Annotated in this window: 18 protein-coding genes; 7 read left to right on the top strand and 11 right to left on the bottom strand. The window is 64.8% G+C overall.

What is annotated here, in order from left to right; genetic code table 11:
- Positions 1 to 104 precede the first annotated feature (104 nt).
- Positions 105 to 1,004: a LysR family transcriptional regulator gene (locus CH276_RS21270; RefSeq protein WP_032393977.1), complete on the top strand. Its 900-nt coding sequence runs from the start codon at positions 105 to 107 to the stop codon at positions 1,002 to 1,004.
- On the opposite strand, the gene CH276_RS21265 is transcribed toward CH276_RS21270, so the two are convergent.
- Positions 980 to 1,942 (bottom strand): MsnO8 family LLM class oxidoreductase, encoded by a 963-nt coding sequence (locus tag CH276_RS21265; protein ID WP_176459368.1) that lies wholly within the window; start codon positions 1,940 to 1,942, stop codon positions 980 to 982. The two genes, CH276_RS21270 and CH276_RS21265, sit on opposite strands and share 25 nt — an antisense overlap.
- 93 nt (positions 1,943 to 2,035) lie before the next feature.
- Here CH276_RS21265 and CH276_RS21260 point away from each other — a divergent pair, with 93 nt between their 5' ends.
- Positions 2,036 to 2,410, top strand: a complete 375-nt coding sequence (locus tag CH276_RS21260) for a VOC family protein (RefSeq protein WP_094629510.1) — start codon at positions 2,036 to 2,038, stop codon at positions 2,408 to 2,410.
- Here the strand turns inward: CH276_RS21260 and CH276_RS21255 are convergent, their stop codons facing one another.
- Positions 2,411 to 3,349, bottom strand: a complete 939-nt coding sequence (locus tag CH276_RS21255) for an endonuclease/exonuclease/phosphatase family protein (protein WP_094629509.1) — start codon at positions 3,347 to 3,349, stop codon at positions 2,411 to 2,413. It lies immediately after the preceding gene.
- Between the two features lie 132 nt (positions 3,350 to 3,481).
- Here CH276_RS21255 and CH276_RS21250 point away from each other — a divergent pair, with 132 nt between their 5' ends.
- Positions 3,482 to 5,122 carry a GMC oxidoreductase gene (locus CH276_RS21250; protein ID WP_045199049.1) on the top strand — a complete coding sequence of 547 codons (1,641 nt, stop codon included), beginning with the start codon at positions 3,482 to 3,484 and terminating at the stop codon, positions 5,120 to 5,122.
- Positions 5,123 to 5,169: 47 nt separating this feature from the next.
- Positions 5,170 to 5,511: a hypothetical protein gene (locus CH276_RS21245; RefSeq protein ID WP_094629508.1), complete on the top strand. Its 342-nt coding sequence runs from the start codon at positions 5,170 to 5,172 to the stop codon at positions 5,509 to 5,511.
- Positions 5,512 to 5,517: 6 nt separating this feature from the next.
- Here the strand turns inward: CH276_RS21245 and CH276_RS21240 are convergent, their stop codons facing one another.
- Positions 5,518 to 7,137 (bottom strand): alkaline phosphatase D family protein, encoded by a 1,620-nt coding sequence (locus CH276_RS21240; RefSeq protein WP_032393972.1) that lies wholly within the window; start codon positions 7,135 to 7,137, stop codon positions 5,518 to 5,520.
- 121 nt (positions 7,138 to 7,258) lie between these two features.
- Here CH276_RS21240 and CH276_RS21235 point away from each other — a divergent pair, with 121 nt between their 5' ends.
- The 3 genes from CH276_RS21235 to CH276_RS21225 all read left to right on the top strand — a co-directional run bounded on the left by CH276_RS21235 (position 7,259) and on the right by CH276_RS21225 (position 8,133).
- A complete protein-coding gene (locus CH276_RS21235) occupies positions 7,259 to 7,681 on the top strand; it encodes a VOC family protein (RefSeq protein WP_094629678.1) in 423 nt (140 codons plus the stop codon).
- 66 nt (positions 7,682 to 7,747) lie between these two features.
- Positions 7,748 to 7,939, top strand: coding sequence for a hypothetical protein (locus tag CH276_RS21230; protein ID WP_094629507.1), 192 nt, complete (start codon positions 7,748 to 7,750; stop codon positions 7,937 to 7,939).
- On the top strand, positions 7,936 to 8,133 hold the full coding sequence (locus CH276_RS21225; protein ID WP_094629506.1) for a hypothetical protein: 198 nt from the start codon (positions 7,936 to 7,938) through the stop codon (positions 8,131 to 8,133). Before CH276_RS21230 ends, CH276_RS21225 begins: the two co-directional genes overlap by 4 nt.
- Before the next feature lie 12 nt (positions 8,134 to 8,145).
- Here CH276_RS21225 and CH276_RS21220 read toward each other — a convergent pair whose 3' ends face one another.
- The 8 genes from CH276_RS21220 to CH276_RS21185 form a co-directional block, all read right to left on the bottom strand.
- A complete protein-coding gene (locus tag CH276_RS21220; protein ID WP_094629505.1) occupies positions 8,146 to 8,535 on the bottom strand; it encodes a VOC family protein in 390 nt (129 codons plus the stop codon).
- 181 nt (positions 8,536 to 8,716) lie between these two features.
- On the bottom strand, positions 8,717 to 12,673 hold the full coding sequence (locus CH276_RS21215; RefSeq protein WP_032393969.1) for a DNA-directed RNA polymerase subunit beta': 3,957 nt from the start codon (positions 12,671 to 12,673) through the stop codon (positions 8,717 to 8,719).
- Between the two features lie 97 nt (positions 12,674 to 12,770).
- Positions 12,771 to 16,277, bottom strand: coding sequence for a DNA-directed RNA polymerase subunit beta (rpoB, locus tag CH276_RS21210; protein WP_094629504.1), 3,507 nt, complete (start codon positions 16,275 to 16,277; stop codon positions 12,771 to 12,773).
- Positions 16,278 to 16,769: 492 nt separating this feature from the next.
- Positions 16,770 to 19,346 (bottom strand): aminotransferase class III-fold pyridoxal phosphate-dependent enzyme, encoded by a 2,577-nt coding sequence (locus tag CH276_RS21205; protein ID WP_094629677.1) that lies wholly within the window; start codon positions 19,344 to 19,346, stop codon positions 16,770 to 16,772.
- 212 nt (positions 19,347 to 19,558) lie between these two features.
- Complete coding sequence (locus CH276_RS21200; RefSeq protein WP_094629503.1) at positions 19,559 to 20,464, bottom strand: hypothetical protein; 906 nt, start codon at positions 20,462 to 20,464, stop codon at positions 19,559 to 19,561.
- A gap of 58 nt (positions 20,465 to 20,522) precedes the next feature.
- Entirely contained in the window at positions 20,523 to 21,215 is a 693-nt protein-coding gene (locus CH276_RS21195; protein ID WP_094629502.1) for a hypothetical protein, read from the bottom strand.
- Between the two features lie 84 nt (positions 21,216 to 21,299).
- Entirely contained in the window at positions 21,300 to 22,547 is a 1,248-nt protein-coding gene (locus CH276_RS21190) for an MCE family protein (protein ID WP_032393965.1), read from the bottom strand.
- Positions 22,544 to 23,812 carry an MCE family protein gene (locus CH276_RS21185; RefSeq protein ID WP_032393964.1) on the bottom strand — a complete coding sequence of 423 codons (1,269 nt, stop codon included), beginning with the start codon at positions 23,810 to 23,812 and terminating at the stop codon, positions 22,544 to 22,546. The genes CH276_RS21190 and CH276_RS21185 overlap by 4 nt, the downstream gene beginning before the upstream one ends.
- Positions 23,813 to 23,815: the final 3 nt, after the last annotated feature.

Here is a 23,815-nt window from a genome sequence, read left to right as displayed (position 1 = left end):
TTTCCTCTACGAAGAACTACCTCCATGAAACTCCGACCGCGATGCTCTATCAACGCGGAAGTTGAAATAGCATCTATGAGCAGAACTCATGATTGAATGGCCGCATGGAACTGCGGCAGCTGAAATACTTCCTCGCGGTCGGGGAGGAACTGAACTTCTCCCGCGCTGCCGAACGCTGCTACGTCTCGCAATCGGCGATCAGCCTGCAGATCTCCAAGCTGGAACGAGAAATCGGTGAGCCCCTGTTCGAGCGAACCTCTCGTACCGTCCGATTGACCGTTGTCGGAGCACAATTGGTGTCCATCGCCCGGCACATGGTGGAGCTGGAGCAAGCCGCCCTGGCGCTGACGACGCGCAAACGTAATCAGCTGCGCCTAACCGGAAACATGACCTTCGCAGCCAACGCCATCTCCGCCATCGTCGCGGTACGCGAGCGCCATCCCGACGCCGAGATCGACTTTGTCCTGAAACGATTCGCAGAACAGATCGAAGCGGTGACGTCCGGCGACTGCCAGGTGGCGTTGATCCGCGGCAGCGTCGAACGCTCCGGTCTGCACGTCACCGAGCTGTGGACCGAAGACCTCGTCGTCGTCCTCCCCGAGGGGCATCCTCTGGCGGGTGAGAGCAACCCGAGTCTGAGTCAGCTCGCCGGCTACCCCCTGCTACTTCCCAAACGGAGTGAGCAGATCCTGCTGCACCGGGTGATCGAGCGTGAGATGAAACGGAGCGGACTGCCACTGAGCTTCGGACCGCCCGTCGCGTCCGATCACACCGCGAGCGCCGAACTCCTCAAGAACCCACAATGCTGGTCCATCCTGTACGCCAGCACCGCCGACAGCACCCCCAAGACCGGCCTGGTCTTCCGCACCGAGGCCGACCGCAGGCTGCGACTACCGGTATCGGCAGTGGTCGACGCGACCGTGCCCATCACCGACATTCAACGCGACCTGGTGGCCGCCCTGGCAGCGACGGCACCGGTTCAACCCGCCACCCCTGCGAGCTGAGCGAACGCGGCATCGGCGTCGAACAATTCGGCGCGATCGTACGTCGACGTCGACGCCATGATCTCGTTCGCGCGGGTGCGCTCGACCACCTCCTCCAGCCGCGGACGGACCTGCCCTGCCGTGCCGAGGATGCTCGACGCCAACGACGCCTCGATTCGGTTCCGCGTCTGCGGCGTCCACTGTGATTCATCGATCCCCGACGCCGGTTGCAGAGCCGGGAACTCACCCTCACGTCTGGATCTGGCCATCGCCCACGCCTCCGGGACGGCGAGCCTGCGGGCATCGGCGGTGTCCGCTGCGATGGTCACGTCCAACGAAACGATCACGTACGGTGAGGGATTCGACGGCGAGGGACGAAAATGCTTGCGGTAGAGCGCCAATGGATCGTCCTGATGCACTATCGGTCCGCCGACGACGACCGGAAGCCCGGCGCGAGCGGCAACCTCGAGACCGGCTCCCGTCGCGAGTACGAACACCGGTGGAGACGGGACAGCGGGCCGGGCCGTCACCGAACCCGAACCGTCCAGATAGGAACGCAATTCGGCGACGTCGGCCTCGAACGTGTCCATCCGCTCACTGCGCAATGCTGCCCGAACCGGTTCGGTGAAACCGAGGGAGCGACCGACACCGAGGTCGATCCGGTCGGGAAACAGAGACTCCAACATCAGAAATTGCTCGGCCACGACCAGCGGCTGATGGTTGGGCAGCATCACTCCGCCGGATCCGACGCGGATGCGCGAGGTGCGCGACGCCACCGCCGCAGCCAGCACCGCCGGCGCACCCGACGCGATCCCGGGAACGCCGTGATGCTCGGCCACCCAGAACCGATGCAACCCGATCTTCTCCGCATGTACCGCTCGTTCGACGGTATGGCGCAGCGCCGAGGCGTCGTCGAAACCGGATCGCGTGCGGGACCTGTCGAGCAATGAGAAGAACACGGATATCTCAACCGACGAGGCGTCGGGCATATTTCTCGAACTGTTCGTTCGACGCGGACCGAATGTGTCCGCAATGGCGCTCATCATTGCGTCATGAACCTCACCATGAAGCTCGAACTCGTCACCCTCGCAGTCACCGACGTGGACCGCGCCAAGGACTTCTACGTATCGATCGGTTTCGACGCCGACCACGATGCCCGCCCCTGGGACGGCATCCGATACGTCCAGCTCACTCCCCCGGGCTCGGCGTGCTCCATCGCGATCGGCGAGAACATCACCGACGCCGAGCCGGGCAAGGGCGCCGGAATCCTGATGGTCGTCGACAACGTCCAGCAGGCCTACGAGCACCTCACCTCAGCCGGCCTCACCATCGACCCGCCGAAGGACGAGGGCTGGGGCACGTTCGTGTACTTCGCCGACCCCGACGGCAACAAGTGGTCGGTGCAGCAACTGCCCGCACAGTCCTGATCAGCGCTGACCGGGACCGAAGGCCAGCCGAGCCAGGATGCCGCGGTGGTCGGAGCCGGGAATCGTCACGGCTTCCACCGATCCAACGGCCAGATCTGCCACCAGAACGTGGTCGATGGCGATCACCGGCGGATACCACGTGTGCGCCGGGTACGTCCTGAGCATGCCCGCCCCGGTGGCCACCGCCGCATCGACGAACCGGCCGTCCTGTAGATCTCGGTACCGCCGATGGTCCTGCGTCGCGTTGAAGTCGCCCGCCACCACCACCGGACCGTCGTCGACGGGGATCTTGGCCAGCAGCTGGCGCAACAGCCCCAGCTCACGTACCCATTCGGACGGCTCCCGCGGCCACGGCGGCACCGGATGGACCGCGAACACCAGCGGCCGGCCCGGCATCTCCACCCGCGCGGAGAGCAGTTCTGTCACGAAACCGTCGTGACGCTGCTCGTCGACGAGCGGGAAGCGACTGTAGATTCCGGTGCCCTCGCCGCCGGGAGCAGCGCTGACATGCGCGCACGGCAACGAGCCGGACAGCACCGGGCGAAGGCGGGCGTCGGCCTCCGGCGTCAGTTCGACGAGAGTGAGCACGTCGGGTCGGTGCCGCTCGACCAGCGCGACCAACGCGTCGGGATCGGCCTGACCCAACCAGATGTTGGCATGCAACACCGTCAGCTCCGACTCCGCCGCCGTCCGGGAGCGGTGCCTGTGCAGAGGAATCTGTGTGGCGGCGGCGCCCACCGATACAACCGCACCCGCCGCCAGCCCCCACCAACCGAACGCCACGGCCGCGAGAACAGTGCCCGGCACCGCGGCGAGCATGAGGACATGTGCCAAAGCACCGAAGACGAGCATCGCCTGCCCACGGGCGTCGACAAGGTGCGCTGCGATGCCCACTACCGCTGCCAAGAGCAGTAACAGAGCCACCGATGCCGAAACCATGAGCGGAGTGTGACAGGCAAACCTGAGGCCGAGCTGGGAGCCGTCCCTATATCCGACCGAAGTGTTCGCTTTCTTACAGCAAACACGACACAATCGAGAGCGCTGTCCGCACGTACTAGGGGGAAGTTTTCCGTGAATCGAAGGCAACTGCTGCGTTTGGCCGCTGCCGGAATGCTCGGCGCTGCCGCCGCTCCGGTCCTGGGCTCCGCCGGGGCACCGGGTTCTTCCACAGCAGGCGCACTCCCCATCGGTGCCGAACGAATCCGATCACTGGTCCCCGAGCTGTTCGCCGATCCCCCGCGCCCACCGGACCACTCTCCCGTCCTCGTCATCGGCTCCGGATTCGGTGCCAGCGCTGCCGCCCTTCGTATGGCACAGGCCGGCACCCAGGTCACCGTCCTCGAACGCGGACTGCGCTGGCCACGTGACCCGTGGCGCGAGATCTTCACCGCGGACATGACCGCCGACGGACGCGGACTGTGGCAGCAGACCTCGTTCACCAACATCACCGGAATGCCCGTCGGACCGGTCGACCTGTTCGGCGGCGTACTCGACACCACCCGGTACGAGAACCTCTCGGTCTGGCGCGGCGCTGCCGTCGGCGGTGGCTCGATCGTCTACACCGGCGTCACCATCGCCCCCGACAAGAAGTTCTTCGACGCCTCATTCGGCGGACGCCTGAACTACGACGAGATGGCCGCCACCTGGTACCCGAAGGCGCGCTCGATGCTCCGGCCGTCGCCCATGCCCGAGGACGTCTACAACAGCCCGAACTTCTCGCACTCGCGCACCTGGGACGACCACGCCCGGCGGGCCGGGTTCACCCCACAGGCAGTGGACGGCAACTGGAACTGGAACGTCGTCCGCGACGAGCTCGCCGGACGCTCGCGGCCGTCCGCGACCGTCGGCGCGAGCACCTTCGGCAACTCCAACGGCGCCAAGCACGACCTGACGCAGAACTACATCCCCCAGGCCGAGGCAACCGGCCGCGCGACGGTGTGCCACAGCCACCGCGTCGCAGCGATCGGCACCGAATCCGGCGACCGCTACCGCGTCGAGATCGAACGCCTCGACCCGTTCGGCAACATCGTCGAGACACGCACCGTCACCTGCGACACGCTCGTCCTCGGAGCCGGATCCATCGGCACCACCGAACTGCTGATGCGCGCCCGCACCACCGGAGCACTGCCGAACCTCAACGAATTCGTCGGCACCGGCTGGGGCACCAACGGCGACGCGTCGATGACACGGTCGCTCGGGCCGATGTCCGCCGGACCGCAAGGTGCGCCCTGCGCATCCCGCATCGTCGACGACTCCTCACTGCCACTGACCGTCGAAAACTGGTACGTGCCAGGCGTTCCCGTGAACCTCGGATTCATCGGCTCACTCGGCATGACCATCGACCCACTGCGCGGAAACTTCGGATTCGATTCCGCCACAGACCGATTGACGCTGAATTGGCCGAAGGGCGGCAGCCGGGACACCGTCGAAGCCCTACGCGCAGTACAGAATCGGATGGCCCAGGCCGGCGGAACCATCGTCGCGGCCGAACCGTTCACCCGCGACGTCGACGACACCTTCACCGCCCACCCCCTCGGCGGCGCGGTGCTGGGCGACGTCACCGACGGCTACGGCCGGGTGAAGGGTCACCCCGGGCTCTACGTCGTCGACGGTGCGTTGATCCCGGGCAGCACCGGAGCCGCGAACCCGTCGCTGACCATCACCGCACTCGCCGAACGCAACGTCGCACAGATCATCGCCGACGGTCGCTGACCGGCCGACATGTGGGTAGACCCGCGCGCAGCGGGTAACCCACAGGTATGCCCGCCAACGATCCGACCGAACGCACCATCGCCGACCGCGACGTCGAAAAGCGCTGGAACGACCCCGTCGTCTTTCGCAGAGCGGCCGGATACTGTGCGGTCGTGGTGGCGGTGGCTGCGGCACTGACCGCGCTGTTCCTGGCCGTCGACCGCACGAATCCCGTGTTGGCCGCGTCGGTGCCCGCAGTGTGCTTCCTCGGCGGCATCGGAGCTCTGACGTTGGGATACAGGTCCTACCGTGCCGGTGGCACCTGGCCGATCTGGCAGGGCGCGGCATGGTTGCTGTTCACCGTGATGCTGCTCGGTCTGGCGATGCCGATGTTCGCGATCCGCCAATGACCGGCGTCAGCCCAGCTGAATCTCGGGGCGGCCTTCGGGGACGGTGACCGTTGCTGCGGTTCGTACCGATGCCCCCGGTGTCGAGACGCGATCGAGAACCCTGACCTCCGAACGCCATTCGGTGTTCGTCAGCGTGCCACGGAGATAGCCGCGCCGAGCATTTCCGTACTTGACGTGCGGAGAAGCTTCGGCGATGGCCGCACCGGCCGAGTCGACATCGGCACCGTCCTTACCCGACGCGATCGAGGTGGTCGCGATCTCCACACCCTGGATCGGCGACGCCTGATCCTGGTAGTCGCGGCGCAGTTCAGAGACGATCGTGCGGTGAATGTCGCCGACGATCGACGCGACGTTCTTCGTGCCGCGATCCCTGGCCCCGTCCAGAATTCGGTGCCGAGATGCCTCGTACCCGCTCCACGGGTCCATCCCGACCTTGCGATCGCTGCCGAGCCCACGGGCCAAGTCCGAGATGACCGTCTGGTGCGCCAGGAAGTTCCACCTCGACGGTGATGCGAAACCGTCGAGTATCCACTTCTCCTGCGCTGCACCGGTGATCGTGCGCGACGGATCTGCCGTCTCGGCGTCCTGCGCATGCTCGCCGTCGCCGTGCGCCTGATCGCTGCGGTACTGCCGCGTGTCCAGTACCGAGAAGTCCACCAGATCTCCGAACGAGAACCGTCGATAGACCGTCATGTCCGGTCCGACGGGCTTCAGATTCGCCCGAACCGGAGTGTTCTCCCACCACGCCTTGAACGCATCGGCTCTGCGCAACAAGAACTCTCGCGGATCGTCGTCGTCCTGGCTGATCTGCGAGGCCCAGTTGTTGTCCACCTCGTGATCGTCGAACGTCGAGACGAACGGTGCCGACGCGTGGGCCGCAGCAAGATTCTCGTCCGCCTTGTACAGCGCATATCGGTCGCGATAGTCGCTGAGCACCATGGTTTCTCGGGCAGCGGATTCGGTCCGCGGCTCGCCCTGCCTGGCACCCTCGTCCTTGATCGCGTACTCGTAGATGTAGTCGCCCAGAAAGAACACCACATCGAGATTCGACGCGGCCAAGTCCTGGTACGCGCCGAAGTAGCCGTCCTCCCACTTCTGGCACGACGCCCACGCGAAGTCGAGCTTGCTCAACGGTTGGCCTAGTGCCGGTGCAGTTTTGGTGCGACCCACCGGGCTGGCATGCGGCCCGACGAGGAAGCGATAGAAGTACTCACGAGCTGGCTCGAGACCTCGGACGTCGACGTGAATCGACCAGCCGTCGAACTCGGTGGCCAGCTCGATACCTTCGCGGGTGATGCTCGCGAATCGCTCGTCCGCCGAGATCTGCCACCGCACCGGCACCACGCCGGGGGTCATTCCACCCAGTGGCGCGAAGGGATCGGTGGCGAGTCTGGTCCACAGCACCACCGAATCGGGCAGTGGGTCGCCGGATGCCACGCCGAGGCGGAACGGGTAGTCCGGGGTCACCACGGACTGCGCACCTGCCGTCGCCGTGGTTCCCGCGAGTTCGGGAGTGAACGCCAGCGCCCCCACCAGCGCACTCCATGTCAGGAACTGTCGACGCGTGGCCCCGGCACGCAGAGAGATGTCCTGCCCGAACCGTATCTCGTTACCCCGTCTCACCATCCTTCGAGGCTCTCGCGCCCGAGCGAACTGTGCCCGTCATCGATCGAACGGGAAAGTGAACACGACGTTGTCATTCGATTCAGGACCGAAGTCGTTCGCGACCTCGGCCACACTCGAGCGCATGACGAACATCGACCGCACCGGCTCCCAAATCGACCACCTCAACATCGGCGTCACCGATCTCACCGCCAGCGCCGAGTTCTACGGTGCTGCACTCGCACCGCTGGGGATCAGCGAAATCATGCGGGTACCGCACACCCCCGAGGCCAACCAGCTCGCCATGATCGCGTTCGGCTGGGCGAACGTGAAGCCCTTCTTCTGGATCGTCGACGCACCGGGATCGGCCATCGGACCCCACACCCATCTCGCGTTCAGCGCCCCGGATCGCGCCACCGTCGACGCCTTCCACGCGGCAGCACTCTCGGCTGGAGCAGTCGAGCTCCGGCCGCCGGGACTGCAGCCGGAATACCACGCCACGTACTACGGATCCTTCGTGCGCGACCTCAACGGCATCGACCTCGAAGCCGTCTGCCACCACGAGTGAACGAACCGTTGCCGTATGAGGTGGAGGGTGTCACTGCGGCCGAGGCAGCGTCCCGTTGGTTCGCACATGGTCACGCAGACGAGTGAGGATCGATCCGAGAGCGTCGACCTCCTCGGTTGCCAGGCCGTCGAAGAACAGGCGATGCACCAGCTCGACATGACCCGCCGCCGACGCGTCCAGAGCCGCCCGGCCCGCCTCGGTCAGAACGGCATCCGTGGCGCGGCCGTCGGTGGTCGAGACCGTCCGCTCGGTGAGTGATCACCGCACTCCTCACCGACGCTGCCGGCCTGTCCTTCTCCGTCACAGTCGAACCCGCCGTGCTCGGCGACGTCGCACGCATCTCCTGGGCACTCTCGCCACCCGACGCCCCAGCCGTCGTCACCGGCCAGGACTTCGCCGTCATCAAGGACGGCACGATCGCCGAGCTGTACACGTTCATCGACCGGAGATAGCCGGTCGAACTGTCAGGCTTGCACGACCCACACCGAATTGCCGTCGGGATCACGCAGCGCGAACATGGGCGGAACACCGTCGACTTCTTCCATGAAGTCGTCGAGATCGACTCCGCCGAGTGCACTCAGACGCTTGTGTTCGGCCGCGACGTCGGCTGTCTCGACACCGATGGATCCGCCGCCGGGCGTTCCTCCCATCGGCGGATTCAGGGCGAGCCGCGCCGTCGAACCGGGCGGAGCCACCTCGACCCACCGATACTCGCCCTCGGGACCGAAGCGCGTATCGTCGCGCAGCTCGAAGCCGAGTACACGCGAATAGAACTCGAGAGCCGCGTCCTGGTCCGAGACGGTGAACATGGCCACGCCGATGTTCACGATGGTGCTGGATTCTGGGTTGGTCATGCCGTTACTGACCCGAGTGGCACGGAGAACTCACCGCGGACGCCGATACGAACTCCCCACCAGATACGACAAAGCCCCGCACCGACCGAAGTCGATGCGGGGCTTTGTCTGCAAACTCTGTCGTCGTGAGCGGAAATTCGTAGTGGGCTACGAAGTTCTGCTCACATGCGACGGAGTCGCTCTAGCGGTATTCGTTGGAGAAACCGTAGTCGTCGAGCGGCACTGCAGCGCCGGTTCCCTGGCCGAAGCCATCCGGGCTGTAGTACTGATCGTCGTACGACGGCACCGCGTATGCCGCGGCACGCGCCTCCTCGGTCGGCTGCACCGTGATGTTCCGGTACCGGTTGATGCCGGTACCAGCCGGGATGAGCTTACCGATGATGACGTTCTCCTTGAGACCTATGAGCTTGTCGCTACGGCAATTGATCGCCGCATCGGTCAGCACACGAGTGGTCTCCTGGAAGGACGCAGCCGACAGCCACGAGTCGGTGGCCAGCGATGCCTTGGTGATACCCATCAGGACCGGACGTCCGGCTGCAGGCTCGCCACCCTCGGAGACGACGCGACGGTTGCTCGACTCGAACTCGCTGCGCTCGGTAAGTGAACCGGGCAGGAATTCGGTGGAGCCGCTGTCGATGATCGTCACGCGACGGAGCATCTGGCGCACGATCGTCTCGATGTGCTTGTCGTGAATCGACACACCCTGCGACCGGTACACCTCCTGGACCTCGTTGACGAGGTGGATCTGCACCTGACGGGGACCCATCACACGCAGCACCTCGTGCGGATCGGCAGCACCTTCCATGAGCTGCTGGCCGACCTCGACGTGGTCACCGTCCGCCAGCAGGCGCTCGGTGCCGTCGTCGTGCTTGAAGACGCGCAGACGCTGACGCTTGGAGAGCTTGTCGTAGACAACCTCTTCGCCGCCGTCGTCCGGGACGATGGTGATCTTGTAGAAACGATCGCCGTCCTCGAGCTGGATGCGTCCCGACACGTCCGCGATCGGAGCCTTGCCCTTCGGCACACGTGCCTCGAACAGCTCCTGCACGCGAGGCAGACCACCGGTGATGTCATCTCCGGCGACACCACCCTGGTGGAAGGTACGCATGGTCAGCTGGGTTCCGGGCTCACCGATGGACTGTGCGGCAACGATACCGACGGCCTCACCGATGTCGACCAGCTTGCCGGTGGCCATCGAGCGGCCGTAGCAGGTGGCGCAGACGCCGGTTCCCGTGGTGCAGGTGAGCACCGAGCGAACCTTGACCGACGTGATGCCCGCAGCGAGCAGCGCGTCGATGGCCGGGTCACCGAGATCGTGTCCGCGAGCGACGATGACCGTGCCGTTCTCGTCGACAGCGTCGTTCGCCAACGTGCGGGCGTACGTGCTGGTCTCGACGTGAGCGTCGCGGATCATCTTGCCGTCGGCTGTCTTCTCGGCGATCGTCGTGACGATGCCGCGCTCGGTGCCACAGTCGGTTTCCCGAACGATGACATCCTGCGAGACGTCGACCAGACGACGCGTCAGGTAGCCCGAGTCGGCGGTACGAAGCGCCGTGTCGGCCAGACCCTTACGAGCACCGTGCGTGTTGATGAAGTACTCGAGGACCGTCAGGCCTTCCTTGAAGGAGGACTTGATCGGACGCGGGATGAACTCACCCTTCGGGTTGGTCACCAAGCCCTTCATGCCGGCGAGCGAGCGAACCTGAGTCATGTTTCCGGCTGCGCCGGACTTCACGATCATCGGGATCGGGTTGTCGTCGGGGAAGTGGGCCTCCATGGCCTTACCGACCTGCTCGGTCGCGTCCTGCCAGATCTTGACCAGTGCGGAGTTGCGCTCGACCTTGTCGAGTGCGCCACGCTGGTACTTCTTCTCGATCTGATCGGCCTGAGCCTCGAAGGTCTCCATGATCTGCGGCTTCTCCGGCGGCACGAGGACGTCGGAGATCGAGATGGTGACACCCGAACGCGTGGCCCAGTAGAAGCCTGCGTCCTTGAGCTTGTCGACGGTCTGCGCGACCACGATCATCGGGTAACGCTCGGCGAGATCGTTGATGATGGTCGACTGACGCTTCTTCGGCATCTGCTCGTTGACGAACGGGTAGTCCGCCGGAAGCAGCTCGTTGAACAGCACGCGTCCCAGAGTGGTCTCCGCGGTCCACGCGTCGCCCCGGTTCCAGCCCTCGGGGAACAGCTCGTTCTCGATGTCACGCGGCGGGCGCTGCGTGGTGAGACGAACCCGAATCTGCGACTGCACCGTGAGCGCTCCACGGTCGACAGCCATCTGAGCCTCGGCCGGGGAGGAGTACGCCCCGAACTCGGCCTGATCGGTCGACGCGTCGACGCGCTCACCGACAGCACCGGCGTCGAGACGCGTCAGGTGGTACAGACCCGTCACCATGTCCAGACGCGGCATGGCGAGCGGACGGCCCGATGCCGGCGAGAGGATGTTGTTCGAGGACAGCATCAACACGCGTGCCTCGGCCTGAGCCTCGGCGGACAGCGGGAGGTGGACAGCCATCTGGTCACCGTCGAAGTCGGCGTTGAACGCCTCACACACGAGCGGGTGCAGCTGGATGGCCTTGCCCTCGACGAGCTGCGGCTCGAACGCCTGGATGCCCAACCGGTGCAGGGTGGGTGCACGGTTCAGCAGCACGGGGTGCTCGGCGATGACCTCTTCGAGAACGTCCCACACCTGCGGACGCTGACGCTCGACCATGCGCTTGGCCGACTTGATGTTCTGCGCGTGGTTCAGATCCACCAGGCGCTTCATCACGAACGGCTTGAACAGCTCGAGAGCCATCAGCTTCGGCAGACCACACTGGTGCAGCTTGAGCTGCGGTCCGACGACGATGACCGAACGGCCCGAGTAGTCGACGCGCTTGCCGAGGAGGTTCTGACGGAAGCGACCCTGCTTGCCCTTGAGCAAGTCGGACAGCGACTTGAGCGGACGGTTACCCGGTCCGGTGACCGGACGTCCACGACGGCCGTTGTCGAACAGGGCGTCGACCGACTCCTGCAGCATCCGCTTCTCGTTGTTGACGATGATCTCGGGGGCACCGAGATCGATCAGACGCTTGAGGCGGTTGTTGCGGTTGATGACGCGGCGGTACAGGTCGTTGAGGTCGGACGTCGCGAAACGTCCACCGTCGAGCTGCACCATCGGACGAAGCTCCGGCGGGATGACCGGGACAGCGTCGAGAACCATGCCCATCGGCGAGTTGCGGCCGGCCTGGAACGCAGCGACGACCTTCAGACGCTTGAGCGCACGCAGCTTCTTCTGACCCTTGCCACTGCGGATGGTCTCGCGAAGAGACTCCGCCTCGGCATCGATGTCGAAGGTCTGCATGAGCTTCTGGATCGACTCGGCACCCATGGCACCGGTGAAGTACTCGCCGTACCGGTCGATGAGCTCGCGGTAGATGAGCTCGTCCACGATGAGCTGCTTGGGAGCGAGCTTGGTGAACGTGGTCCAGATCTCCTCGAGACGATCGAGCTCACGCTGCGCGCGGTCACGGAGCTGACGCATCTCACGCTCGCCACCGTCCTTGACCTTGCGGCGCACGTCGGACTTGGCACCCTCGGCTTCGAGCTCGGCGATGTCGGCTTCGAGCTTCTGCGCACGAGCCTCGAGATCGGCGTCGCGCTGATCTGCGACGGCCTTCTTCTCGACCTCCATCTCGGCCTCGAGCGTCGAGAGCTCGTTGTGACGGAGCTCGTCGTCGACCGTCGTGATGACGTAGGCAGCGAAGTAGATGATCTTCTCGAGATCCTTCGGAGCCAGGTCGAGCAGGTAGCCCAGACGCGACGGCACACCCTTGAAGTACCAGATGTGCGTGACGGGAGCCGCCAGTTCGATGTGGCCCATGCGCTCACGACGCACCTTGGCGCGAGTGACCTCGACGCCACAGCGCTCACAGATGATGCCCTTGAAGCGGACGCGCTTGTACTTGCCGCAGTAGCACTCCCAGTCCCGAGTGGGGCCGAAGATCTTCTCGCAGAAGAGGCCGTCCTTCTCGGGCTTGAGCGTGCGGTAGTTGATGGTCTCCGGCTTCTTGACCTCGCCGTAGGACCACTGACGGATGTCGTCCGCAGTGGCAAGGCCAATGCGAAGTTCATCGAAGAAGTTGACGTCGAGCACGTAACTTCCTTTCCCCGTTATGGGTGTTGTGATACCGAATCAGAAAAAGCGTGATCACCCCCGTGCCTGCAGTGACGCAGGCACGGGGATCACAGAACTACTGAGCGAGGTCGTCGACCGTGGCTGCTTCGTTGCGGGAGAGGTTGATTCCCAGGTTGGCTGCGGCACGCTCGAGGTCTTCGTCGTCACCGTCGGCCATCGTGATGGCTGCGCCGTCCGAGGACAGCACCTCCACGTTGAGGCACAGCGACTGGAGCTCCTTGAGGAGCACCTTGAAGGACTCGGGGATACCGGGCTCCGGGATGTTCTCGCCCTTGACGATCGCCTCGTACACCTTCACGCGACCGACAACGTCGTCCGACTTGATGGTGAGAAGCTCCTGCAGCGTGTACGCGGCACCGTAGGCCTGCATGGCCCAGCACTCCATCTCACCGAAGCGCTGACCACCGAACTGTGCCTTACCACCGAGGGGCTGCTGCGTGATCATCGAGTACGGCCCGGTCGAACGAGCGTGGATCTTGTCGTCGACCAAGTGGTGCAGCTTGATGATGTACATGTAGCCCACCGACACCGGGTACGGGAACGGCTCGCCGGAGCGGCCGTCGAACAACGTGGCCTTTCCGTCGGGTCCGACCATCTGCTCGCCGTCGCGGTTGGGGATCGTGCTCTCCAGCAGGCCGGCGAGCTGATTCTCCTTGGCACCGTCGAACACCGGGGTGGCGATGTTGCTGTCGGCCGGAGCCGCCAACATCTCCTCGGGCAGACGCTCGGCCCAATCGGGCTTCGTGCCGTCCGCGGCGATCTGAACGTTCCAACCGGTCTTGCCGATCCAACCCAGGTGGGTTTCGAGGACCTGACCGATGTTCATACGACGCGGAACACCGTGGGTGTTGAGGATGATGTCGATCGGGGTGCCGTCGGGCAGGAACGGCATGTCCTCCTGCGGGAGGATCTTGCCGATGACGCCCTTGTTGCCGTGACGGCCGGCGAGCTTGTCGCCGTCCTGGATCTTGCGCTTCTGAGCCACGTAGACGCGGACCAGCTCGTTGACGCCGGGAGGCAGATCGTCGTCGTCGTCACGCGAGAAGACGCGGATGCCGATGACCTTTCCGTTCTCGCCGTGCGGAACCTTGAGCGAGGTGTCGCGAACTTCGCGAGCCTTCTCACCGAAGATGGCGCGCAGCAGGCGCTCTTCGGGGGTCAGCTCGGTCTCGCCCTTCGGCGTGACCTTTCCGACCAGCACGTCGCCGTCACGAACCTCGGCACCGATCCGGATGATGCCGCGCTCGTCGAGGTCTGCGAGGACCTCGTCGGAGACGTTCGGGATGTCGCGAGTGATCTCCTCGGCACCGAGCTTGGTGTCGCGAGCATCGATCTCGTGCTCCTCGATGTGGATCGAGGTGAGAACGTCCTCTTCCACGAGGCGCTGCGACAGGATGATCGCGTCCTCGTAGTTGTGGCCCTCCCACGGCATGATCGCCAGCAGCAGGTTCTTGCCGAGTGCCATCTCACCGTTCTCGGTGCAGGGGCCGTCGGCGAGGACCTGGCCGGACTCGACGCGCTGACCCTCGTCCACGATCGGACGCTGGTTGGCGCACGTGCCCTGGTTGGAGCGCGCGAACTTGCGCATCCGGTAGGTCTTACGCGATCCGTCGTCGGCCATGACCGTGACGTAGTCGGCGGAGACCTCTTCGACGACACCGGTCTTCTCGGTGATGACGACGTCACCGGCATCGACGGCTGCACGCAGCTCCATGCCGGTTCCGACGATCGGCGACTCGCTGCGAACCAGCGGGACGGCCTGACGCTGCATGTTGGCGCCCATCAGGGCACGGTTGGCATCGTCGTGCTCGAGGAACGGAATCATCGCGGTTGCGACGGAAACCATCTGTCGCGGCGAGACGTCCATGTAGTCGATGTCGTCGGACGAGACGAACTCGACCTCTCCACCCTTACGACGGACGAGAATCTTGTCCTCGATGAAGTGGCCCGAATTGTCGACCGGAGAGTTCGCCTGCGCGAGCGTGTGGCGATCCTCCTCGTCGGCGGTCAGGTAATCGACCTCGTCGGTGACCTTGCCGTCGACGACCTTGCGGTACGGGGTCTCGATGAACCCGAACGGGTTGACGCGTGCGTACACCGAGAGCGATCCGATCAGGCCGATGTTCGGGCCTTCCGGGGTCTCGATGGGGCACATGCGGCCGTAGTGCGACGGGTGAACGTCGCGGACCTCGAGGCCGGCGCGCTCACGAGAGAGACCGCCGGGTCCCAGTGCCGACAGGCGACGCTTGTGCGTCAGACCCGACAGCGGGTTGTTCTGGTCCATGAACTGCGAGAGCTGGGACGTTCCGAAGAACTCCTTGATCGCAGCGACGACGGGACGGATGTTGATCAGGGTCTGCGGCGTGATCGCCTCGACGTCCTGAGTCGTCATACGTTCGCGCACGACGCGCTCCATGCGGGACAGGCCCACGCGGATCTGGTTCTGGATGAGCTCGCCGACGGTACGCAGACGACGGTTGCCGAAGTGGTCGATGTCGTCGACCTCGACCGGAACCTCGACGCCGTCGGGTGCGGTCATCGAGGTCTCACCTGCGTGCAGACGCACCAGGTACTCGATGGTCGCGACGATGTCTTCCTCGGTGAGGGTCGACGCCACGATGGGCTGACCCGAGTTGAGGCCGAGCTTCTTGTTGATCTTGTAGCGACCCACGCGAGCGAGGTCGTAGCGCTTGTCCTTGAAGAACAGGTTCTCCAGCAGGGTCTGCGCCGACTCCTTGGTCGGCGGCTCGCCCGGACGCAGCTTGCGGTAGATGTCGAGGAGTGCCTCGTCGGTACCGGCGGTGTTGTCCTTCTCCAGGGTGGCCATGAGGATCTCGGAGAAGCCGAAGCGCTCCGTGATCTGCTCGGTGGACCAGCCGAGAGCCTTGAGCAGCACCGTGACGGGCTGGCGACGCTTGCGGTCGATGCGGACACCGACGGTGTCGCGCTTGTCGACGTCGAACTCGAGCCATGCGCCGCGGCCGGGGATCACCTTGACGCTGTGCAGGTCCTTCTCGGTCGTCTTGTCGATCGAATGATCGAAGTAGACGCCCGGAGAACGCACCAGCTGCGACACCACGACACGCTCGGTGCCGTTGATGATGAAGGTGCCCTTGTCGGTCATCATCGGGAAATCACCCATGAAGACCGTCTGGCTCTTGATCTCACCGGTGTTGTTGTTGATGAACTCGGCCGTGACGAACAGCGGAGCCGCGTACGTCATGTCCTTGTCCTTGCACTCATCCGTCGAGGCCTTGACCTCGTCGAACCGTGGGTCGGAGAAGGACAGAGACATCGAGCCCGAGAAATCCTCGATCGGAGAGAGCTCGGTCAGGATGTCCTCGAGTCCACCGGCGACACTGCTGTCTCCACGGGCGGCGGCACGGTCACGCCAACTCTGCGCACCTACCAGCCATTCGAACGAATCCGTCTGTACATCGAGGAGACCGGGTACCTCCAACGGCTCGCGAATGTTCGCGAACGAAACCCTCCTCGGGGCTCCCGGTGTTCCGACAACTGCCTTGGTCTGGCTAGAGACTGCCAAGATGCGTCCTTCCAGCACCTCACGCGGGTCGCTCGTGCAGTGCGACCGCCGCTGTATCTGTTTGCTATATGTGGGGCGAATTTCGGCTGGTGCAACCAGACCGAATCCCCATCACAGCGGCCCGAAAACGTGCTTTCGGGTAACAGCGATCGAGAGGTGGACAGGAGGCAGCCAGCGCAACGTCCAAAGGTACCCCAAATGTGCGCACAGCGCAACGGGGGCATCAAAAGTAGCACCCGGGGTCCATTCACGCGCTGACTCGGCGAAAGCGTGTCGCCTGCCGGACGCCCGATGCCGAAACCACTGCGCTTCGAAAAACCACTGGGGGTGCTCCTGACGACAAGACTGACCCGTGCCGCCCCCTTCGTCAAGAGGTTCGGCCCGATCCGTTTTCCGTGAGACCGCACTCGAACCGGTCGCGTCGATGGACCACTGCACCGCCGAGACGTGTGCAATGGTCCATTGACGCAGCCGGGGGCGGGGACCCCGACGCGCCCCGCCCCCTGCCATCTACCGGTCGGCCTCGCGCCACCGCGTGGCCTCGGCGAGCGTGAACCCGTGGACATCTGCCAGTTCGCCCAACCGCTCCACGCTGTCGCCGTCGAGGGTGGTGCCGATGCTGCGCAGACCGAACTCACCCGACAACGCGATCAGCATCGTCTCGGCCATGCAGGCGTACGTCAACCCCGGTGCCAACCCGTAGGTCAACCCGAAATCCGAACCCGACGGCACCCGCACGATGCCGCCGTCGAACACCGTGACGTCGGGCCGCTCACTGCGCACGTCCCTGCCGATGTTCGGCGGCTGCGCCACATCGCAGACGATGGCACCCTCCATCAGATCCGTCGGATCGATCAGCGCATGCGGTGCCGACGTGGCAGCGATGACGATCAACGAATCACGCACTGCAGCAATGGGATCGGTGAAGAACTCGACATGGCGCGACCTGATCAGATCGTCCAGATCGCCGTCGACCGCGTGCGCGGCCCCGGCCAGATCCCCCGAACCAGCACCGACCCGAGCACTCGCCACCATCTCCTGCGCAGCCGCCCACAACTTGGGCGCGATGACCGAACTCTCCCCCTTCCTGCCGACCAACACGATGCCGCCGACCTCGCCCGCCAACTGCTTGCCGATGGTTCGCCCGATCGCCCCGGCGGCACCGAGAATCGTCACCCGAGCCCGCGCGACATCGATACCGCGTTCGCGACACACGCGTCGGACAGCCCGCAGACTCGCCGCAGCGGTGAACGTGTTGCCGGTGGTGATCGGACGCGTCGTCGCGCCGAGGCCCAACCCATTCCCGGTGATCACCGAGGAATAGCCGCCCAACCCGACGACCGTCGCACCGCGCGAGATCGCCAGCTCGACGGCCCCGCCCACCACAGCGAGCGCACGCTCGGTCGGCAGACGCAGCAACTGCTCGGAGGTGTACGGCAGCCCGATCAGATCGCCGTGCGCCGTCGCCTCCCCACCTCCGACGACCCGGCCACTGCCGATGACGAACGACGCGGGTTCGAGCTCGGACGTCGACGCCGCGAACCGCTCGAGCAGATCCTGCCGCTCGCCGTGATCGAACACCTCGAGTGCCGGATCGAACGCCGCGAAGAACCCCAGATCGAGAGGGTGCGCGATGAACGCGAAGCGACGATCCGTCGCCCGCACAGCGATATCGGGCGTTCGACCCGGACGCAACGCCTCGAGAGCAGGCGGAGTGGCGACGGTCGGGCGGCCGAGCAGATGCCCGAACAAGCCGTCCATGTCCCCCGCTGCCGCGTACCCCAACGCCCGATCCAGTGCTGCGACCAGCCGCGAGCACTGCACCGCCGACACCGTCAGCGGCGGTTCGATCCGAATCACCCTGTTACCGAACAGAGTCGGAGCCACTCGAATCCCCTCGACGTTGAGCAGGTACGAGCAGATCACCACGGCCAGATTGTGTTGATCGGCAATCGATCCCAGCAACGACTGCCGCCCGACCATGTTGACGTCCGCGGTGAATTCCATGCCGAGCAACAACCCGCGTCCGCGCACCTCGGTGACCACCGACGGGTACTTCTCTGCCAACACACTCAGATCGAGTTTCAACTGCCGCCCGACAACGGCCGCGTTCTCCACCACCGCGTAGTCGTCCCGGGTCAACTCGTCGAGAACCGCGATACCCACCCGTGCAGCCAACGCGTTCCCCGCGAACGTGGACGTGTGGCGCAGCGCGAAACTCTCGTTCACCAGCCTCGGCGCACACAACACCGCACCCACCGGCACGATGCCGCCACCGAGCGCCTTGGCGACGGTCAGGATGTCCGGCACCACGCCCTCGTGCTCCGCCGCGAACATCCTGCCGGTCCGGCCGAGCCCGGTCTGCACCTCGTCGAGGGCCATCAACACCCCGTGCCGATCACAGATCTCCCGCACGCGGCGCAGGTAACCGTCGGGCGGACACACCACGCCACCCTCACCCTGAATCGGTTCCACCAGAAACACCGCATAGTGCCCTGGGGCTGCCGCCAGTGCCGCGTCGAGCGCATCCGAATCACCGAACTCGATGTGATCGAATCCCTCGACCGGAGCACCGAAACCGCTCTGGTACTTGACGTTTCCCGTTGCGGACAGAGCACCGAGAGTCTTGCCATGAAAACTGTTCCCGGTCGTCAGTACCCCCAGCCGACCGGTGTGCGCTCGCGCGATCTTCAGCGCCACTTCGGTGGCCTCGGTACCACTGTTGACGAACGTCGTCCGCGTCAATCCGTCGGGTGCGATGCGCCCCAACCGATCCGCCAGTTCACCGGCCGCGCTCAACACCGAAGGCTGTACGAAAATCGCCTCTCCACTGCAACGAACGTCGTTGACCGCCTGCCAGATCGGAGTGGGACCGTGCCCGAACGGGAGTGCACCGTACGCCCCGGCGAAGTCGAGATAGCGACGACCCGAGGCGTCGAACAGGACCGTCCCGTCGCCGCGCACGTACTCGCGATCCAGATTCAGCGCAGACAACAGCCGATACAGTTCGGGATTGACGTGCTCGGCAAACCCCGATCGACCGGACCTGGATTCCACCACGGAATATTCGATAGTTGTGTCAGTCATGACCAGCATGCTCCGTTTTCATCGGATCCACCCCTGGCTGTCGAGCTTCGATTGGTTGTCCCGAACAACCAGGGCTCGTCCCAAGCCAGGACGCAATCGCGATGGTAACGCGATGGAAAGCCGGTGACAGATGGCGGAAAAGCCCACGAAAAAGCCCCGTCCGAGCAGGGCTTCTGCGTCGAACGGGGCCGAATCGAATGCTGGCCGAGCTCCTACTGATCGTCGATGGCCGACAGCTTCCAGGTGCCGTCGACCTTCTCCATGTTCACCGTCAACGGACCCTCGGCACTGCCCGACGCAACGCCGTTCTGGGTGGCACTGATGTTCACGTTGGCGATCAACTCGGCCATGCCGTCCTCCAGCCGCGTGACTCCGATATCGGTGACCATCGCTTCGGTCCCGGTATCCGTCTGCACCACAGCCGATTTGGTGGTTTCGGCAGTGGAGTTGAACTCGTCGAGCATCGACTGATTGAGCACCGCGCGCGCCGCGTCGAAATCGGCGTCGATCGTGGCGGCCTTGTACGTGTACAGAGTCTGCAACGCATCGGTCGCAGCCGATGTGACTTCCTGCGTCGCCGCGGAATCCACCCAGGCCGCATTGTCGATCGTGGCGAACGGCTTGAACGCGGCAACGGCAGCGAACGCGCCGAGCACGACGGCAATGACCGCAACGACGATCACGTGCTTCCAGCCGATACCCGACCCCGACGCGGTGGACGAGCCAGCGACAGTGGAGGACTCAGCGGCGGTGGACGACTCGGCTGCGGTGGATTCGTCGGCAGATTCGCCTTCTGCAGGCTTGTCGAGTGCGGGTTCCTCGGTCGCGGCCTTGTCGAGTGCAGGCTTGTCGAGTGCAGGCTTGTCGAGTGCAGGCTTGTCGAGAACAGGCTTGTCGAGAACAGGCTTGTCCGTTGCGGGCTTGTCCGTTGCGGGCTTGTCGAGAATCGGCGTGCTCGGCGGCGGAGTCGTGACAGCCGTCGTGTCGTCGGCCGCGGATCCCTCGGTGGTCGAGCCCGTGACGGTGGATGCAGCAGTCGGCTTCCCGGTGCCGGCCACCTTGCGGCGTACTTTGCTGGTGGTGGTGGGTGGAACGATCTTGCGACGCTGGGGAGGCACTACAGAACTCCTTCGAAACTCACTTCGGTACAGACGGAAGACACCACTGCCAGGTACCTCAGTTGCCGCCGGTGTCCGGCTGAGGAGCCGGCGTCGCTTCCGCACTGGGGTCGGCCGCGTTCGGGTCGACCGCGTTCGGGTCGGCGGGGCCGCCCGGATCGGTCGGGACGACGGGGTTGGTGTTCGGGTTGTCGAGCGAGATCCGTGAACCGATGGGGTCGACCTTGTTGGTCTTCCACACCCCGTCGACCTCCTCCATGGCCAGACGCATCGTCAGCTTGCTTCGCTCGACGCGATCGGGCCAGGTGGTGGTCGTCGCAATGACCACCAGAGCAGTGGCGGTGTTCTCGTCCGTGCTCAGCTCCGTCAGCGTGCCGTGCAGGACCTCGGCCTCGCTCTTGGCACCGGACTGACGAACCTGATCGGTGATGCCCGACCGCGTCTGCTCGAGGTCGTTGAGCATCAGGTCGCCGGTGATGGACGATTTCATGTTGTCGAACGACTGATCGATCTGCGCCGCGTCGACCGTGTTGAGGTTGACTGCCGCCTGCTGCGCTCCGGTGAGCGCCGCGTCCCTGGTGTCCGCGGTGGGCTTCTGGCTCAGAAGCGCGTTGCCCCAGCCGTACCCGAAGAACACTGCCGCTGCGAGGGCGGCCACGGCGATCACCGTCACGACGGCAAACAGGATTTTCGCGGTCTTGTTACGCCCTGGAGTCGCTGGGGACTCCAGGGCTTCGGTGCTCGAGTTCACACTTTCCACCCTACTACTCGGTAATATCCGGCCGAACCGCCCTCGGCCCGACGATAGTGCTGAGCAGCAGTTTCACCGATTCCACTACTTCGGCGTCACGCCGATCAGCGGTGCCAACTGGGTGGCGATGGGGTTGAGGTTGAGCTTCTCCGGATCGACCTTGGGCTTGAGGTCCCACGGCTGCGGCACGTCCGGATCGGCGAACACGATGCGGTTCGCGCTACGCACACCCGTCACGCTGCCCTGCGGTGTAGCGCAGTTCGCGTCGAGGTTCAGCGGGTAGTTCTCCCGAGTCGGATCGAAGTTCGGGTTCTTCCGCTTCTCCTCGTCGAGGATCGCCTGGCTTCCCTCGTAGCCGACCGTGCACGGCGGCGGATTGTTGACCTCGAGCAACAGACCCTGATGGATCGTGCCGTCGTTCGGGACGATCGTCGAGATACCGGCACCGAGGGCAGGCAGGAACGTCAGGAACGGACGAAGCGCGACGTAACGCGGTTCGGCTTGAGCGGCAACCAGCGCAAGGTTGTTGATGTCGGTGGTCAGCGCCGGACCCGCATCGGTGATGAGACCACCGAGCTGATCGCCTGCCGCGGTACCCGTGTCGATCAGGCGGCGGATGTCTGGATCGCTGGACTTCAACTGAGCCGTCACCTGATCCAGACTGGTGCTGAACTCACGAATCAGATCCGACTGCTCGGACTGCGTGTCGAGCACCGGCACCGCGTCACGGACCAGAGCAAGCGTCTGCGGCAGCGCCTCGTTGCCTGCCTCGGAGATGTTCCCGAGCGAATCGACGAGGGACGCGAGATCCGTTCCCTTGCCGTCGAATGCCACGCCGAGCTCGTTGACCACTCGCGTCAACGTGTCGAGCGGCACCGACCGAACCAACGTGTTCGTGTTGGCGAGGACGTCCTCCACCGGCACGGGTGTGGTGGTGTCGGCCTGAGCGATCTGCGAACCGTCGACCAGGAACGGGCCCTGATCGGTCTCGGGCTGGAGGTCGACGTACTGCTCACCGATCGCAGACCGGTTGGCCACGACGGCCTTCGTGTCGGCCGGGATGTCGGGCCCGCCGTTGTCGAGCATCAGTGCGACACGGACACCGTCCTGCGTCAGTTCCAGATCTCCGACGGTTCCCACCGGGACACCTCGGTAGGTGACCTCGGCGTTGGAGAAGATGCCACCGGAATCGGCCAGGTTCAGATCGACCTGGTACTGCCCGAAGCCGAGCATGTTGTCCAGGCGTACGTACTTGGCACCGACGAAAACCAGACCCAGAACCGCTACGACGACGAATAGGACCAACTGAATACGAACCAGTCTCGATCTCACTGTCCAACTCCGAATCGCTCGAGCAGATCGTTCAACGGTGCCAACGGATCGGCAGGTGCGGGCGCAGCGGCTGCAGCCGCCTGCTCGTTCGCAGGTGCACCCGGGCCGGGAACCGGTGACGGGATGATCGGCGGCAACGGCAGCAGTGAGATCGTCGGCCAACCCGGCCGAGGTCCGTTTCCGTTGTAGTACGGATTCGACGGGTCGACCACCGGCAGCGTGTTGCCGTACTTGGGCTGGATGTAGACCGGATCGCCTTCACCGACGCCGAAGTTGCGCAGCGCAGTTCCGATCGACAGGTCCAGTGAGAGGAACAGGTTCGCGGAGTTGCCCTCGATGATCTTCTCGGTGCCGTCGGCGAACGGCAGCGTGGGGATGACCGCGAGCGAGGTGACCACGTCGTCCGCCGAATCGGCCAGGGCCTGCAGCGTCGGGCGCAGTGCCCGCAGGTCTGCGATCAGATCGTCCTTGGAACGGTCGATCACGTCGGTGCCCACGGCTCCGAGTCGGTCGAGCGCGCCGAGCATCTCGGTCAGCTGCGGACGCTGCTGCTCGAGAACTTCGGTGGCGATCGGCAAGTCCTTCAGCACTGCGTCGATCTTGTCGGTCTGCGTGTTGACGCGGCCGCTGAGAGTGTCGAGACCATCGATGGCACGGGTGATGTCGTCCCGCTGCTGGTTGAGGCCGTCGATCAGCGTGTTCGCCTGCTGCAGAAGCTCTTTGGTCCTGCCTTCGCGACCGTCGAAAGCCGTGCTCAGTTCCTTGATGATCGGCGAGAGCTGCCCGACGCCGCCACCGTTGAGCAGCAGCGACAGCGCGCCGAGTACCTGCTCGATGTCGGTGGCGTGACGGGTGCGATCGAGTGGAATGGTGTCGCCGTCCTGCAGCCGCGCTGCCGACTCGTCACCGGGAGGTGCCGAGAGCTGCACGAACTTCTCACCGAGCAGGTTGGTCTGCTGCACCGATGCGATCGCATTGGCGGGCAGATCCACGTCGGAGTTGAGGATGACCTCGACATCGGCCGTCCACCCCTCGTTCGGCACGGAGATGGAGTCGACCCGGCCGACGGCCACACCGTCGACCTTGACGGTCGACTGCGGGACGAGGTCGAGCACGTCGTCGAACTGCACCGTCAGGTTGAACGGGTTGTCACCGACATCGGCACCGCCGGGAAGCGGGATGGCATAGATGCCTGCCGACGAGCAGGCTCCGGCCGACAGAGCGACCACACAGACGCCCGCTCCGACGACCAAGGAACGCTTCACACG

The sequence above is a fragment of the Rhodococcus sp. 06-470-2 genome, from assembly GCF_002258235.1.
GTDB lineage: Bacteria > Actinomycetota > Actinomycetes > Mycobacteriales > Mycobacteriaceae > Rhodococcoides.
The sequence above is the reverse complement of the archived record's forward strand: the minus strand, read 5'-3'. Positions and strand labels throughout refer to the sequence as shown.